Genomic DNA, 14567 nt, shown 5'->3' on the forward strand with positions numbered 1-14567 from the left:
GTGGCGCACACGGAAATTGTCACGGTGTTCAATGGCGAAGCTGTCACCAGCACCGTCACCGTCGCCCGCGAAACTGACAACGAGCACGCCAGCGTGATCGCGCTGGTTCGCAAGTATCAGGCCGATTTCGGAGAGTTCGGAGGGGTCAGATTTCAAATCGAACCCTTTGAAACCGCTGGCGGCGCCCAGTCCCGCGAGATCGCGCTGCTTAACGAGCAGCAAGCGACCCTCTTGCTCACCTACATGCGCAACACCTCGATCGTCCGCGACTTCAAGAAGCGCTTGGTCAAGGAGTTCTGGCACTTGGCGAAAGCCGCCCCGGCCCAGCCCGCCGACCTGAGCAAGCTGGAGATCCTTCAGATGGCCCTGGAGTCGGAGAAAGCCCGCGTCCTGCTCACTGTTCAGGTCGAGGCCCAGGCCAAGAAGATCAACCGCCTGGAGAACCTGTTTAAGGAAGGCATGAGCCATGTTCAGTACTGCAAGGGCCTCAATGGGGTCAATGTTATGCAGGTGGGCCACTTCCTCGAGCGCCGCAACTGGCTCTACAACGAGAGCAAGTCCGGTACCCGGTACCGCGTCGCCGCCTACGCCCGCGACAAGTACATGACCGAGCATCAGCAGGAAATCACCCCGCACGGCAAAGAGGCGTTCATCAGCTACACGCCGATCCTTCTGCGCAAGGGCGCCGTGCGCCTGTACGAGCTGTACCTGGCCGGCGAGCTGCCCATGAAGAAGAACTGGGACGGCCAGCACACTCACGACAAGGCCATGCGGGGGGCAGCATGAAGACCTACCCGCTGGATATCGAATCGGTAGGTGAGGACACCTATATCGTCATGAGTCGTGGCCACCACGACCTGGGCCTTTTCATGGCCGAGGCAGTGAAAGAGCGGCCGCGGTGGTGCCTGGGCGGCCCTAAGCACGTCTGGGTCAAAACAGTTCCTGGCCGGGGTAGCTACGCCAGCTTCTACCACTTCGTGCCGCAGGTTACTCGAGGTTCGTGGCCCGCGACCTACTGCTACGAGTACGGCGACGGCTACGAGCACTACAACGGCATGGTCGAGGAGCGTGCCCAGTGAGCATGGAGCTGATGGTCAAGGCCATGAAGACCAAGGTTGGCAATCCGCTGCGCAAGCTGGTGCTCATCAAGCTGGCCGACAACGCGAGCGACCAGGGAGAATGCTGGCCGTCGTATCAACACATCGCCGATCAATGCGAGATCAGCAAGCGCTCGGTCATGAACCACATCAACACCCTGTGCGGTGCCGGCCTGTTGCGCAAAGAGATCCGCAAGGGTGGCCCTAAGGGTAACTCCTCGAACGTCTACTACCTGACCTTGAGTGGTGCAGCAGATTCACTAGGGGTAGTGCAGGAGATTCACCAGGGTAGTGCAGCAGGTTCACCCCCTAGTGCAGCAGATTCACTAGGGGGTAGTGCAGGAGCTGCACCCAGAACCAGTCACTCTTTTGAATCAGTAAAGGAACCAGTCACTGAACCAGTTGCGACCCAGGCTGAAGCCGTGGTCGCGGAGGGTATCGTGGTTCCGTTTACGGGTCAGCAACCGCGCTGCGAGATTCCGGAAGATATGCCAGGGCCCAAGGACCAGTCCTGCAAAACGTTCAAGGCCTGGGCGAACTACGCCATGGCCTACCGCAAGCGCTACCATGCATGGCCGGTATGGAACGCCAAGGCAGGCGGGCAGGTTGGGCAACTGATCAGCCGGCTCGGCATCGACGTTGCCCACCATGTGGCTGCGTACTTCCTGACAATCAACGACGCACGCTTGATCAACGGCTGCCACAACCTGGGCGACCTGCTGGCTAAGGCTGAGGCCTACCACACCCAGTGGGTAACCAACCGCCAGATGAACGCCACCACTGCTCGCCAGCAGGAGCAGACCCAGGCGAACATGAACGCGGCACAGGAAGCGGCTGACGCGATCCGCAACGGCCAGCGGGGTAAGCGCAATGCTTTCCTCTGACCAGCAAGCCGAATTGGCCGTGGCCATCTGCGCCACCGCAGAGGCGATGGGGCAGGCAATCAGCTCTGGAGGCGCTCAGCTCATCGCTGAGGACCTTTCGGCCTATGAGCCTGGCGTGATTATTGTTGCACTGCGAGCCTGCCGTAGAGAGCCAGCCGGGCGCCTTTCGCTCGGCATGGTCCTCAAGCACATCCACGCGGCCGACACCCGACCCGGCAAGGATGAGGCGTGGTCGATTGCCCTGGCGGCCAGTGACGAGCATGAAACGGTCGTGCTCACCACTGAAATCCGCCAAGCAATGATCGCCTCCGAGCCGATTCTTGAGGCTGGCGACAAGGTCGGCGCCCGGATGGCCTTCATGAGCGCCTACGAGCGCCTGGTCAGCTTTGCCCGAGCCGAGGACCAGCCCGCCAAGTGGGAGGTGTCGCTGGGTTACGACGCTGGCCGCCGGGTAGTGGCGATCGAATCCGCAGTCCGCGCCCAGCTCATCAGCCACGAGACGGGGACCAAGTACCTGGCCGACCTGCGTATTGCACCAATCACCCAGGACGGCCAGGCCATTGCCGGCCTGCTCACCGGGGAGGTGCGCCCTCAGGCCAGCGCCAAGACTCGGGAAAAGCTCGCCGAGGTGCGCTGCATCCTCAAGGCCGCCAAGGCTAAGAAAGACCGCGAGCGCGCCAAGGAAGACCAACGGCGCCGCATCGAAACCTATCTGCGCAAGCGGCAGACACGCGTCGCCATAGCTCAGTTGAACATCAAGCGCGCCGGGCAGCCGGCCGGGGAGGGGGTGTGAGCCTATTCCAAAGAGATCTCCTGATCCGCACGCAGGTTGGCAATGCTCTGGCAGTCCTCGGTGGCTGGTACCTGAGCTGGGATTTCTATTCCAGCAGTCCACACACCGGCCTGCGTGCTCACGCGCTCTACTCGAAGGCCCGGGGCCTGGTTGAGCATGACCGCGCGCTCATCAAGTCGATGGATCGTATGGAGGGTCGCGCCCATGGCTGAGTTCGCCATCCGCAGCAACCAGGACCTCAACCGCCTCTATGGCGCCCTGCACGCCATCGACCTGACCAAGCCCAAGGTGGTGGTCATCACGGACGAGAAACGCCCCGACGTCTGCAACCGGAAGATGTGGGCCATGCTCCGCGACGTCTCCCAGCAGGTGGAGTGGTACGGCCGCAAGCTCACCGATGAGGACTGGAAGCACATATTCAGCGCGGCGGTGCAGAAGCAGGATGCGGTGCCAGGCATCGACGGTGGATTCGTCGTCCTGGGCGTATCGACCCGCAAGCAGTCGCAGAAGTGGTTCAGCGACCTGTTCGAGGTGATGCACGCCTTCGGCGCCGAGCATGGCGTGCGCTGGACTGAGCCGGATCGGTGGGGAGGGCAGTACTGATGCTCGCCAAAGAGATCAAGCCCAAGAAGTGCAAGGCGCCAGGTTGCGGCAAGCCATTCAAGCCGACCATGACCACGCAGAAGGTGTGCAGCATCGCCTGTGCCAAGGCCATGGCGAAGGACCCGAAGCTGCAGAAGATCGCGGCCAAGGCCATCACCAGGCAGGCCCGCCAGGACCTGCAGGAGCGCCGGGAGAAGCTGAAGACCCGCCGCGAGCACATGGCCAAAGCCCAGACCGCGTTCAACGCCTACATCCGCGAGCGTGACGCCGGGCTGCCGTGCATCAGCTGCGACTCGCTGCCGAGCGACCACGACCTCATCACCGGCAGTCGCTGGGATGCCGGCCATTACCGGTCGGTGGGTGCCTGCCCGGAACTGCGCTTCGAGCCGCTGAACGTCCACCGGCAGTGCGTGAAGTGCAACCGCAACCTGTCGGGCAACGCGGTCGAGTACCGCATTCGTCTGGTGAAGCGCATCGGCGCCGACCAGGTCGAGTGGCTGGAAGGCCCTCATAAGGCCCTGCGCCTGACCATCGAAGACCTGCAGGCCATCAAGGCCCTGTACCGGCAGAAGCTCAGAGACCTGCGGAGGGCAGCGGCATGACCTGGACTAACGCAGATACCGGCGGCGCGCTGCTGCTGGCCATGACCATCGCTTCCACCTGGTGCGTAGTGTGCGCCAAGGGCATCGAAACCCGCCGCAAGAAGGAGAACGGCCCATGCAACTGAACAGTGCACGCCAAGCGTGGCACGACTGCCTCTATACGGCGTGGGATAGCCAGGGCGCATTCATCGAACAGCTGGGCCTATTGGGCACCATGGTCCAGACCACGGAGAAGCAGCGGAAGGCGAGCCATGCTGTGCACCAGGCCCTGGCCGGTGGTGTGCAGGCGGCAATCTTTAAACTGCACGGCAGTCTGCGCGCCTTCGGCAACTTCATGTACGCCCCGCAGAGCGGCGACAACGAGCGCGAGGTGGCCGAAGAGTGCGTGTTCTCGCTGGCGATAGTCAGGTCGGGCCGTATGACTGCGGCCAAACGCGAGCGCTGTGAGTATGTGGCCAAGGGCGTGATGTTCCGGTACCGCCGCATGCATCAGGGCGGGCAGTCATCGGCGCAGGACCCATTCGAAAGCCCGGAGTGGTTCAAGCGCTGGATCGACGACGTGTACGGCGTGACGCTGCCCTCATGCGCCTGGGCCAGGGACTGGGAGCCATTCGTGCAGATCTGCTTCGAGGTTTGCGAGGAACTGGATAAGCGCGCACTGTCGCCGGTGGCAGCCGCAATTTACGAAATGAAGAAGGCCGCTTGAGGGCCTATTGCGTTCCCGCACGCGTGATGGCACTATTTGTCCATTGTTAGAGTTTTGCCTATGGCAAATATTTGAAATAACCCGGCCCGCGAGCCGGGTTTTTTTATGCTCTGCCGACGAGGTGGCGGTAAGCGTGATCATCGACCGCTTGCAGTTCTGCAGGGGAAATCGGTATCCAACGATTCTCATCTGGCAGCATTCCTGCAGGCATTGACGAGTAGTTGAAGAGAATACCGCCCTCGTCCAAGAGCCCACGGTCTCTAGCGGCTCCCCTCAACGGGCAGTGGCGATACAGGTTGCATCGGAACTTCTCCCGAACAGCATCGCCCAGCGCGGACTTCAGAGACTCCGAAGCATCGGGGGGAAGTAAGGTCTCAAACGTGATTTCATCGAAAAGCTCTTTCGAAACCCCGGGAGTGTAGTGGATCCATGCGCGTTGGATATCATAGTGTTTCGGGTCTCTGAAAGGCACGTAATAGAACTGAGCCCGCGCGTATGGGAACGGTCGAACCATTCCCATAGCTTCCAGGGCGTTTTCTACCTGATCGATTTTCGACTGGTGGGTGAAGTCGACCAAGCGATCTCCTTGGGTTTGGGAAACACCGAGCAAGCGACATAGATCTGCCTTCCTCATGCCTCGTGCAATCATTTCGTTCCAAAGGGCAATTTTGGCGATCGTGATTGAAGACAGGTAGACCACCTGCTCTCCTGGCTCAGGAGCGCTTGCCTGAGGAACTGGGCGACGCTGGTCTACGTAAATCGACAGAGCACTTTCAATGCCATCAGCAGCCTCGCGCAGCGCGTGCTCTCGATCGTCTCCATAACTGTTCAGCTCTGGTAAGTCGCGGCAGAACACCGCAACGCCGGGCGCGCTACCGTCTTGTTCGAATCGAATTGCATAGTTGTACATGGTCACTCCTGAGGGTGATGTGTCCAGTGGTCACAGGCGAAGGGGCTCTTAGAGCCCCAGTTGCTTAATGATCGCCTTGCGGGTCGGTTCGGGCATTTCCTTGGCACCGTGGTCCGCGAAGACAGTCTGTTTGCCGTTTGGGGCTGTGATCTTGAAGTGGCTGCCTTTAGCTGCTTCGAAGGTCACCCCTTGGGCCTTCAACCATCGTCTGAACTCGCTGAACTTCATCACCTCGTCTCTGTTGTCTGGATGAGTCCAGTATACAACAGTTTTGTGGTGATACAACAAATTTGTGGTATTTCTGTGCCCCTGCTTTGGAGTCGAGCGCATGGAGCTTTTTCACCGCCTGCTCGAAAAGCTCGACTGGGCTATTGCGGGCCTATTGGGAGCCTTGGTCGCCACCCGATGGCACAAGGACGATCTACTCGACCGAAAGGCGTGGATCCTCTTCCTGCTGACCGGCATGGCCTGCGCCCACTACCTGACCGGAATGGTTAGCGCTTACTTCGGCATCGTGGAGCCGCGCAGCGTCGCGGGGGTAGGGTTTCTGCTCGGCACCTTCGGTGGCTCCCTTATTGCCGCCGTCACCAGGGCGATCAAAGCCGCCGATCTCTGGTCTGTCATCAGATCCAAGTTCGGAGGGCCTAACGGATGATTCTCGAATACATCAATGCGTTGGCTGCGGGCGTGATTGCCTTGTGGGCCTCCTGGGCTGTGCTGAGCGGCAAGGTCCGAGACGGCGTGATTGGAAAGATCCTGTACTCGATCATCGCACTGAGCGGCTACGCCATCCTGGCCAGGTCGGACCGCATGTTCTTCACCCCGAACACTGCTGGGGTAACGATGCACGTCGCCCTGGCCCTGGCAGGCTTGCGCCACATGTTCGTGGTCACCTACTGGCCCAAGGTAAAGCGCTGGATCTGCCAGCGCCTGGATTGCGAAATATCCAAGCGGGCGGAGTGATCCGCGCCACAAATTCGAGATGCGCCGCTTCGTGGCGCTTGAGAGGTGGCGCCGCAGTTTGCGGCGCCTTAGGCTCACTTCTTGACCAATGCAGCCTGAATCTGGTCTGCATACTTGGACAGGTTGTCCATCTCGCGCTCAAGCTGGGAAGCATCGGATGGAGAGTTCGCCACCTTCGCAGCGATGAGTTCAAGTGCGGCTGCTACCGCTGTAGGGCGATCGACGCTACTGCTGCGCATGCCGACAGCGTTACTGACAATGGACTCGATTGCGTTGGCCATTTGAAGCTCCTTGCGTTGATTGGATCCGCATCAATACCGGCAACTTGCCACCATTTCAAGATGCAGGTGATCGATGATCAGACCAATGCCGCCGGCCGACCTGCTCGACTCCCTCTGGCTTACCCTGCGCCCGGCAACCGGTGTGTGGGATTGGGTGCAGAGCGAGATCCTGGCCGACACCGGCAGCATCCATAACCCCGAGCACGCCCACCTGATCGACGCCAACATCGGGGTGCTGTGGGCGTCAAGTGGGTTCGCCAAGCAGGGGCGGGTCGTCCTTGGCCAGGCTGAGCAGCTGATGTTCCGCGCCGGCGGGTGGCAGAAGGCTCGGCAAGAGCAGCAGATGAGGGAATGGTTCGGCGAGGAGCCGGCCTACCTGATCACCCTGGCCGCCGACTACTGCGCCCAGTGCACCGACGCCGAGTTCTGCGCTTTGATCGAACACGAGCTGTACCACATCGCCCAGGTGACTGATGAGTACGGCGCACCCAAGTTCGCACAGGACGGGCTACCCAAGCTGTACCTGCGCGGCCATGACGTCGAAGAGTTCGTCGGAGTGGTACGGCGCTACGGTGCCAGCGAAGAAGTCCAGCAGCTGATCGACGCTGCAAGCCGGCCGCCCGAGGTGGCCAAGATCAACATTGCGAGGGCCTGCGGAACCTGCCTACTGAAGTCGGCCTGATTTTTGGACAGGTTTGGACGGATGAACGCCTATGGCAGCCCTATCAAGTGAGGTGAAGGTCTTCGTAATTCAGGCCTTGGCCTGCTTCGATACGCCTTCCCAGGTGGCCGAGTCGGTCCAAAAGGAATTCGGCTTGAACATCACCCGGCAGCAAATCGAGTCGCACGACCCCACGAAGGTTTCTGGGAAGGGGTTAGCCGCTAAGTGGAAGCAGCTGTTCGAAGACACTCGCAAGCGCTTCCGCGAAGACATCACTGAGATACCCATCGCGAACAAGGCCTACCGTTTGCGCGGCCTCAATAGGATGGCTGACAAAGCCGAAGGAATGCGGAACCTGGCTCTGACGGCGCAACTGTACGAGCAGGCGGCCAAGGAATGCGGAGACATGTACGTCAACCGCAAGATCGAACCAGACAAGCCCCTGGGCTCCCAGGCGGACCAGCAGCACGCCGTTGCTGAGTACAAGCTGGAGCCAGACGAAGGTGTCCCGACTACCCCGTACCTATGACCCGCCGGTGAAGCTGACGCCGAAGCAGGCGAACATCTATGTCTGGGGGTTTCAGCCAGAGGCGCGCTTCCGTGATGCGGTGTGCGGGCGTCGATTCGGCAAGACCTTCCTCGGCAAGGCAGAGATGCGCCGCGCGGCCCGGCTGGCTGCGGAGTGGGGCGTGAGCGTCGAGGACGAGATCTGGTATGGCGCGCCGACGTTCAAGCAGGCCAAGCGGGTCTTCTGGCGCCGGCTGAAGCAGGCCATCCCAGAAGCCTGGCGCGCAGCTCGACCGAACGAGACCGAGTGCTCGATTACCCTGAAGTCCGGCCACATCATGCGCGTGGTCGGCCTGGACAATTACGACAACTTGCGGGGCTCCGGCTTGTTCTTCGTCCTGGTGGACGAATGGGCGGACTGCCCGTGGGCAGCCTGGGAAGAAGTGCTCAGGCCAATGCTCTCGACCTGCCAGTACAAGATCCCCCAGACCGGGGAGTCGAGAAAGGGCGGGCATGCGCTGCGGATCGGGACCCCGAAGGGCTTCAACCACTGCTACGACACCTACCGCGACGGACAGCCGGGCGGCGAGCCGGATCACAAGAGCTGGCAGTACACCTCGCTGCAGGGCGGCAATGTCCCGGCAGATGAGCTGGATGCAGCCCGGCGCAAAATGGACCCACGCACGTTCCGCCAGGAGTACGAGGCCGGATTCGAGAACTATGCCGGGGTCGTCTATTACACCTTCGACCGCGTCGAGTGCCGCACCAGTGAGCGCATCAAGCCAGGCGAGGCGCTGCACATCGGCATGGACTTCAACGTTATGAAGATGGCCGCCGTAGTGTATGTGGTCCGGGACGGCCTGCCGCTGGCGCTGGATGAGTTCCACTCGGTTCGGGATACGCCCGAGATGATCGAGAAGATCAAGGTTCGCTTCGCTGGCCACAGCGTCTCCGTGTACCCAGATGCCAGCGGCCAGAACACCAGTAGCAAGAACGCTAGCGAATCGGACCTGTCCCTGCTCAAGAAGGCCGGCTTCACCGTGGTGGTCGACTCGCAGAACCCCGGCGTCAAGGATCGCATCAACGCGGTCAACGCCATGTTCCTCAACACCTACGGTGAGCGGCGCCTGAAGGTGAACATCGACCAGTGCCCGCAGCTTACCCAGTGCCTGGAGCGGCAGACATACACCGACAAAGGTGAGCCGGACAAGGACCCCAAGAAGGGGCACGACCACATGAATGACGCCGCCGGCTACTTCATCGCCAAGCGGTTCCCGATCAAGACTCAGTCCGCCGGCACCCGCCGCATCGGAGGTTTGGCGTAATGCCTGTTCAATCCACCAACCCAGACTACGACGCTCACATCGAAGAGTGGCGGATGATGGACGACGCCTTGGAGGGCGAGGGCGCTATCAAGCGCAGTCCGCGCAACCTGCCCAAGCCTAGCGGCATGGTCGAGGCCGAGAAGCTCGACGGCCAAGGCAATGCGTACCTCTACCGTAACTACACCGACCGGGCCCAGTACGAACACTGGGTGCGCGATTCTCTGCGCTCGATGATGGGCTTGGTCTCCCGGCTGATCCCAGAGGTGAAGCTGCCCGCGGGCTTGAAGGGACTAGAGGACAACGCAACGGCAGATGGCTTCGGTCTGACTCAGCTGTTCCTGCGGATCGTGCGCCAGGCTATTTCCCACGGCAGGGTGCCACTGGTAGTCAACGTCGATGACACGGGCCAGCCATACTTCGCAACCTACGCCGTTCGCAACGCCATCAACTGGGATACTGCGGACCAAGGGGGGCGCCAGGACCTGGTGCTATCGGTGTTCCGCGAGTTCCGGCGCAAGGGGCAGGATCGCTACAGTCACGAGTGCGAGACGGTTTATCGCGAGTTCTACATGGAGGGCGCGGTCTGCCGCACGGGCGTGCGCAACGAGGCCGGCGAGCTGATCGAGGACGACCGCCCGCTGGGCACCGTCGACGGCAGCAACAACCTTGTGCGCGGCCTGGACTACATCCCGGTCATCTACTGCGGCTCGACCGACAACTCGCCTGACGTGGATGAGATCCCACTGCTGACCATGGCCCGGGCCGCGCTGAAGTCGTACCAGCTCAGCGCCGACTACTTCACAGCTCTGCACCAGACCAGCCACCCGCAACCGTGGGTGTCCGGCCTAGATGAGAGCGTGGAGCTCAGCGTGACAGGGCCTTCAGCGGCCTGGGATCTCGGGCCGAACGGCCAATGCGGCTATCTGGAGTTCCAAGGCGCTGGCATCCAGGCCGTCCGCACCGCGATGGAAGACCAGAAGAACGCAGCCCTTGAGGCTGGCGCAAAGGTCATGGACGTCTCCGGCACGGAGTCGGGCGAGGCCCGCAAGACTCGTCAAAACGACCAGCATGCGACACTGCACAGCATTGTCATCACCGCGGCGGCCGGCATCGAGCAGGCCCTGCGATACGCAGCAGAGTGGACGGGCTACAACCCGGACGAAGTCGCGTTCAAGGTCAAGCCGGAGTTTGTGATGCCGGTAGTGGATGCCCAGGTATTGGCCGAGCTGCAGAAGAGCGTCATGGCCGGCACCATCAGCGCCGAGACCTACTGGCAGTATCTGACCACTGGAAAGCTTCCAGAGCACCCCTACGACGAAGAGGCCGAACTGATCGGCGACGAGCACGGCGCGGGCGGCGTCAACCTGGACAAAGACGATGGCGACGAAACCGGAGCAAACGGCGGACGAGAAGCTGCTGGAGCAGGTCAGCCGCCACTCGGTGCTGCTTGAGCGGCTCAAGGCTGGCGAGGTCAAGAAGTTCGAGACCTACCTGCGCCGGGCCGATGCCCATGTCCGCGACCAGCTCACCCGTAAGGAACTGACCACCTACAGCCGCAGCCGGCTTGAGGAGTTTCTTGGCCGGGTGGGCGGCAAGCTGCTGGAAATCTACAAGGCCTTCAGCGACCGGATGCAGTCGGACCTGGTTGATATTGCGCAGTACGAAGCTGCATTCGAAGGCCGCAGCCTGGCGAAGGCGCTGCTGATCGATGCGGTCATGCCAGCGGACTCCCTTATCCGGGCGGCGATCAACACGCAGCCCCTGCAGGTGGCCGGTGTGGATGGCGGCAAGCTGCTCAAGCCCTTCCTGAGCGGGTGGACGCGTACCGAGGCGGACAGGGTCACCAACGCCATCCGGATGGGCGTCGTGCAGGGCCAGACTAACGCGGAGATCACCCGGGCCGTGCGCGGGACCGCAGCACAGAACTTCACCGATGGCGTGCTGGCGATCACCAACCGAAGCGCCCGGGCAGTCGTTCAGACCGCAGTCCAGCATGTGGCCACCACGGCCCGCATGGAAACGCTGAAGGCGAATGCCGAGGCGGTGCCTGGCTATCGGATCGTCGCCACCCTGGACCGGAAGACCAGCGTGCAGTGCAGGAGCCTGGATGGCCGCGAGTACGAGATGGGAAAAGGGCCGGTGCCGCCGTTCCACATTCACTGCCGGACCACCATCACGCCGATCACCAGGTTGTCGACGCTGTTCGGGCAAGGTGCCACGAGGGCGGCCGTGGGCGCGGATGGCGGCGAGCAGGTATCGGCAGGCCTCAGCTACTACCAGTGGCTCAACACGCAGCCAGCGGCCTTCCAAGACGCCGCGCTGGGACCGGTGCGCGGGAAGCTGTTCCGCGACGGCGGCCTCACTAGCGAGCGCTTCGCCGCCTTGCAACTGGACAAGAACTTCAAACCGCTGACGCTCGACCGGCTCAAGGAATTAGAGCCGCTGGCGTTTGAGCGGGCTGGATTGTGATTGGCTGGCTGAGAAAATCCCGAATAAGGTGCCAAGCTTCCTTGTACTCACTAACGCCTAGCAAACCACGCACGGAGACCTTGCCCCAGTCCCGTGATCGGGGAAGTGCTTTGATTACGGCCACAGGAAAAACGTAGAACTCTGGAGCCAAAACCTCTTTCACCTGATCTTTTGAGCCCCGATTCAGAAAAGCAGCCACCACGAAGTCGCAGTCGAAATTCTTGATCGGAAAGCCGCTTGCTCCAGTTCTCCAACGACTTTTGATTTGGATCCTTGCGGATGTGTGGTTTTCGGCGTTGGTAGCCACCAAGTCGTAGCCGGGCATGTTCGTATACGTCTTGTAAGCCGCTATACGGTTAATAAGCAGGTGCCCAAGTACGAGGAATTCAGCACCCTCGCTCTCAAGTCGCGTGTCCAAGCGCGGCATGATTCGACCCTTATCCAAGTGAATGAAAACCCGTTTATAGCGGGTTTTTTTATGCCCGCAAGGCGGGCCCATCCAATCCCCAGGGGATAGCCACATGCCTTTTGACTTCGACCCGGCCGCCCACGGCCTCACCCTCGACGAGACCCAAACCGCCGCGCTCAAGGCCGCGCTGGGCGGCGAGGTGCAGAAATTCCTGGACGGCGAGGTCTCGGGCCTCAAGTCCAAAAACAACGAGCTGATCGGCTCCAACAAGACCATCAAGGCCGAGCTGGACAAACTGAAAGGTCAGTTCGACGGCCTGGATATCGAAGCGGTGAAGGGCCTGCTGGCCAGGGCCGGCCAGGACGAAGAAACCAAACTGATCGCCGAGGGCAAGCTGGACGAGGTCATCAGTCGCCGCACCGAGCGCCTGCGCACCGACCTGGACAAGCAGGTCAAGGCCGCCAATGAGCGTGCCGACAAGGCCGAAGCCTTCGCCGCCAAGTACAGCGACAAGGTGCTGGCTGACTCCATCCGCGCTGCCGCCATCAAGGCCGGCGCGCTGCCTGAGGCTGCTGAGGACATCATCCTCCGCGCCCGCGGCACCTTCAAATTGAGCGAAGACGGCGAGCCCATTGCCACCGACCGTGCTGGCGAAGTCGTGTACGGGAAGGACGGCAAGACCCCGCTGTCTCCCCTCGAATGGGCGGAATCGCTGCGCGAAACCGCTACCCACCTGTGGCCAAGGGCTCAGGGTGCCGGGCAGACCGGCGACAACGGTGGCAAGGCCACGAAGAAATGGGGCGAGTACACCGAGGCGGAGCGCGCTGCGATCGCCCGTGACAACCCCGATGCGTACAAAAAACTCCAAGCCACTCGAGGGACCTAACCCATGGCATCTACCCAACTGTCGGACATCTTCGTTTCCGACTACTACGGCACCCTGGAGCCGGTGAACTCTCCAGAGAAGACCGCCGTCTTCGAGTCGGGCATCATCACCCGCTCGGCTACCCTAGACGACATCGCCAAGAACGGCCAGGGTACCTCCGAGATCAGCTACTGGCAGGATCTCGACGCCGACGAGGCGCCGAACATTTCCAACGATGATCCTGACGATCAAGGCGCTGTCGGCAAAGCCGAGCAGGGCAGCATGCGTGCCCGCACCCTTTACCTCAACAAAGGTTACGGTGTCTCCGACTTGGCAGCCGAGCTCGCCAACTCCGAGCCGATGCAGCACATCCGCAACCGCTTCGGCACCTACTGGACCCGCCAGTGGCAGCGTTACCTGATGGGCGCCGGCCGCGGCATCATCGCGGCCAACATCGCCCAGAACGGCGGCGACATGGTCAAGGACTCGGGCGCCTCGATCAGCGCTAATGCCTTCCAGGACGCCGCCTTCACCGCCGGCGACGCCGCCGACATGTTCGCCGCCATCGGCGTGCACTCGGTCGTCATGAACCAGATGGTGAAGCAGGACATGATCGAGTATCTGCGCGACTCGCAGGGCAAGATCATCCTGGCGACCTACCTGGGCAAGCCGGTGTTCATGGACGACGCCCTGACTTACGCGCCGGGCCAGTACCTGTCGCTGTTCTTTGGCCAGGGTGCTTTCGGCTATGGCGAAGGCGATCCGACCAAGCCCGTCGAGCTGGAGCGCAAACCCGGCGGCGGTAACGGTGGCGGCGCTGAGGTCCTGTGGGAGCGCAAGACCTTCATCCTACAGCCGGCCGGCTTCAGCTGGCAGGGCAGCGAGAACCGCAACCTCAGCCCGACCGCGGCCCAGTACGCCGCCGCAGCGAACTGGAAGCGCGTTTTCGACCGCAAACAGGTTCCGTTCGCCGCCGTCATCAGCGGCACCGCCACCCCTTGACCCCATGATGCGGGGCGCCGGCCTGGCGTCCTGCGCAGGAGATCAGCATGAAAGTCATCTACACCAACACCCCGGGCAGCGAGCGCGGCACCTGCTATCGCCGCCTGGACCAATTCTTCGGCGTGATCGACGGCGCGACCTCGGTGTCCGTGCAGGGCGATGCTCCGCACATCGGTGAGGCGTACCAGCGCCAGGGCATCAGTGTGAGCGAGATCGAGGAAGGTCTGCGCCTGGACGGCCCGACTATCGCCCAGTGGCTGGAGCGGGGCTACAAAGCGTCGGCCTACCCGCCGAATGGCTTTGCCTCGGTCAGCAGCCAAGCGGAGATCGACAAGGCGATCGAGGACGAGGGTGGCAGCGACGATGAGACCGACCCGCACAAGATGAAGGTCCCGCAGTTGAAGGCCTGGCTGACGGCCCAGGGCATCACCTTCGACCCAGCCCTCAACAAGCCCGAGCTGCAGGCCCTCATCCCGTCGAAGGAATAAGC

The 14567-nt window shown here is 61.9% G+C and carries 23 protein-coding genes; 19 read left to right on the forward strand and 4 right to left on the reverse strand.

Translation table 11 applies throughout. From position 1 onward, the window contains the following. From CAF92_RS01600 to CAF92_RS01635, 9 genes are read left to right on the forward strand one after another with little or no spacing between them, the layout of a single operon-like run. A complete protein-coding gene (locus CAF92_RS01600; RefSeq protein WP_371916233.1) occupies positions 1–786 on the forward strand; it encodes a Rha family transcriptional regulator in 786 nt (261 codons plus the stop codon). Then, positions 783–1079 carry a hypothetical protein gene (locus CAF92_RS01605; protein ID WP_085598716.1) on the forward strand — a complete coding sequence of 99 codons (297 nt, stop codon included), beginning with the start codon at positions 783–785 and terminating at the stop codon, positions 1077–1079. Before CAF92_RS01600 ends, CAF92_RS01605 begins: the two co-directional genes overlap by 4 nt. After that, complete coding sequence (locus CAF92_RS01610) at positions 1076–1981, forward strand: helix-turn-helix domain-containing protein (protein ID WP_085598718.1); 906 nt, start codon at positions 1076–1078, stop codon at positions 1979–1981. Before CAF92_RS01605 ends, CAF92_RS01610 begins: the two co-directional genes overlap by 4 nt. Continuing rightward, positions 1968–2774 carry a hypothetical protein gene (locus CAF92_RS01615; RefSeq protein WP_085598721.1) on the forward strand — a complete coding sequence of 269 codons (807 nt, stop codon included), beginning with the start codon at positions 1968–1970 and terminating at the stop codon, positions 2772–2774. The genes CAF92_RS01610 and CAF92_RS01615 overlap by 14 nt, the downstream gene beginning before the upstream one ends. Further along, a complete protein-coding gene (locus CAF92_RS27325) occupies positions 2771–2986 on the forward strand; it encodes a hypothetical protein (protein WP_158090593.1) in 216 nt (71 codons plus the stop codon). The genes CAF92_RS01615 and CAF92_RS27325 overlap by 4 nt, the downstream gene beginning before the upstream one ends. Then, the gene (locus CAF92_RS01625; protein ID WP_085598725.1) at positions 2979–3377 is read left to right on the forward strand and encodes a recombination protein NinB; all 399 of its coding nucleotides are present in this window, start codon (positions 2979–2981) and stop codon (positions 3375–3377) included. The genes CAF92_RS27325 and CAF92_RS01625 overlap by 8 nt, the downstream gene beginning before the upstream one ends. Beyond that, positions 3377–3979 (forward strand): recombination protein NinG, encoded by a 603-nt coding sequence (locus CAF92_RS01630; RefSeq protein WP_178081755.1) that lies wholly within the window; start codon positions 3377–3379, stop codon positions 3977–3979. Before CAF92_RS01625 ends, CAF92_RS01630 begins: the two co-directional genes overlap by 1 nt. Further along, positions 3976–4104: a hypothetical protein gene (locus tag CAF92_RS27540; protein WP_256573602.1), complete on the forward strand. Its 129-nt coding sequence runs from the start codon at positions 3976–3978 to the stop codon at positions 4102–4104. Before CAF92_RS01630 ends, CAF92_RS27540 begins: the two co-directional genes overlap by 4 nt. Then, complete coding sequence (locus CAF92_RS01635) at positions 4095–4685, forward strand: hypothetical protein (protein ID WP_085598727.1); 591 nt, start codon at positions 4095–4097, stop codon at positions 4683–4685. The genes CAF92_RS27540 and CAF92_RS01635 overlap by 10 nt, the downstream gene beginning before the upstream one ends. A 103-nt stretch (positions 4686–4788) precedes the next feature. Here the strand turns inward: CAF92_RS01635 and CAF92_RS27760 are convergent, their stop codons facing one another. Together CAF92_RS27760 and CAF92_RS01645 are read right to left on the reverse strand one after the other, a co-directional pair. Continuing rightward, positions 4789–5595 carry a hypothetical protein gene (locus CAF92_RS27760; protein ID WP_143516048.1) on the reverse strand — a complete coding sequence of 269 codons (807 nt, stop codon included), beginning with the start codon at positions 5593–5595 and terminating at the stop codon, positions 4789–4791. 48 nt (positions 5596–5643) lie between these two features. Continuing rightward, on the reverse strand, positions 5644–5823 hold the full coding sequence (locus CAF92_RS01645) for a type II toxin-antitoxin system HicA family toxin (RefSeq protein ID WP_085598729.1): 180 nt from the start codon (positions 5821–5823) through the stop codon (positions 5644–5646). Between the two features lie 100 nt (positions 5824–5923). Between CAF92_RS01645 and CAF92_RS01650 the strand changes: the two genes are divergently transcribed. Then, positions 5924–6250 carry an MFS transporter gene (locus tag CAF92_RS01650; protein WP_085598731.1) on the forward strand — a complete coding sequence of 109 codons (327 nt, stop codon included), beginning with the start codon at positions 5924–5926 and terminating at the stop codon, positions 6248–6250. After that, the gene (locus CAF92_RS01655; RefSeq protein ID WP_085598733.1) at positions 6247–6558 is read left to right on the forward strand and encodes a hypothetical protein; all 312 of its coding nucleotides are present in this window, start codon (positions 6247–6249) and stop codon (positions 6556–6558) included. Before CAF92_RS01650 ends, CAF92_RS01655 begins: the two co-directional genes overlap by 4 nt. A gap of 74 nt (positions 6559–6632) precedes the next feature. Here CAF92_RS01655 and CAF92_RS01660 read toward each other — a convergent pair whose 3' ends face one another. Then, entirely contained in the window at positions 6633–6839 is a 207-nt protein-coding gene (locus CAF92_RS01660; protein ID WP_085598735.1) for a hypothetical protein, read from the reverse strand. A 73-nt stretch (positions 6840–6912) separates the two neighbouring features. On the opposite strand from CAF92_RS01660, the gene CAF92_RS01665 reads away from it, so the two are divergent. From CAF92_RS01665 to CAF92_RS01685, 5 genes are read left to right on the forward strand one after another with little or no spacing between them, the layout of a single operon-like run. Continuing rightward, on the forward strand, positions 6913–7521 hold the full coding sequence (locus CAF92_RS01665) for a putative metallopeptidase (RefSeq protein WP_256573603.1): 609 nt from the start codon (positions 6913–6915) through the stop codon (positions 7519–7521). A gap of 31 nt (positions 7522–7552) precedes the next feature. Next, the gene (locus CAF92_RS01670) at positions 7553–8029 is read left to right on the forward strand and encodes a DUF2280 domain-containing protein (RefSeq protein WP_085598739.1); all 477 of its coding nucleotides are present in this window, start codon (positions 7553–7555) and stop codon (positions 8027–8029) included. Beyond that, a complete protein-coding gene (locus CAF92_RS01675) occupies positions 8004–9332 on the forward strand; it encodes a terminase (RefSeq protein WP_085598741.1) in 1329 nt (442 codons plus the stop codon). Before CAF92_RS01670 ends, CAF92_RS01675 begins: the two co-directional genes overlap by 26 nt. Beyond that, positions 9332–10783, forward strand: a complete 1452-nt coding sequence (locus CAF92_RS01680; RefSeq protein ID WP_085598743.1) for a DUF4055 domain-containing protein — start codon at positions 9332–9334, stop codon at positions 10781–10783. Before CAF92_RS01675 ends, CAF92_RS01680 begins: the two co-directional genes overlap by 1 nt. Next, a complete protein-coding gene (locus tag CAF92_RS01685) occupies positions 10710–11801 on the forward strand; it encodes a minor capsid protein (RefSeq protein WP_085598745.1) in 1092 nt (363 codons plus the stop codon). The genes CAF92_RS01680 and CAF92_RS01685 overlap by 74 nt, the downstream gene beginning before the upstream one ends. On the opposite strand, the gene CAF92_RS01690 is transcribed toward CAF92_RS01685, so the two are convergent. Beyond that, the gene (locus CAF92_RS01690) at positions 11758–12228 is read right to left on the reverse strand and encodes a hypothetical protein (protein WP_085598747.1); all 471 of its coding nucleotides are present in this window, start codon (positions 12226–12228) and stop codon (positions 11758–11760) included. The genes CAF92_RS01685 and CAF92_RS01690 overlap by 44 nt on opposite strands. 94 nt (positions 12229–12322) lie before the next feature. On the opposite strand from CAF92_RS01690, the gene CAF92_RS01695 reads away from it, so the two are divergent. The 3 genes from CAF92_RS01695 to CAF92_RS01705 are packed head-to-tail and all read left to right on the forward strand — an operon-like array spanning position 12323 to position 14565. Continuing rightward, positions 12323–13096, forward strand: coding sequence for a hypothetical protein (locus CAF92_RS01695; RefSeq protein WP_085598749.1), 774 nt, complete (start codon positions 12323–12325; stop codon positions 13094–13096). A gap of 3 nt (positions 13097–13099) precedes the next feature. Next, positions 13100–14077: a major capsid protein gene (locus CAF92_RS01700; protein ID WP_085598751.1), complete on the forward strand. Its 978-nt coding sequence runs from the start codon at positions 13100–13102 to the stop codon at positions 14075–14077. Between the two features lie 47 nt (positions 14078–14124). Next, on the forward strand, positions 14125–14565 hold the full coding sequence (locus tag CAF92_RS01705) for a hypothetical protein (RefSeq protein ID WP_085598753.1): 441 nt from the start codon (positions 14125–14127) through the stop codon (positions 14563–14565). Positions 14566–14567 lie beyond the last annotated feature (2 nt).

This window comes from Pseudomonas sp. B10(2017), from assembly GCF_002113295.1.
Lineage (GTDB): Bacteria > Pseudomonadota > Gammaproteobacteria > Pseudomonadales > Pseudomonadaceae > Aquipseudomonas > Aquipseudomonas pudica.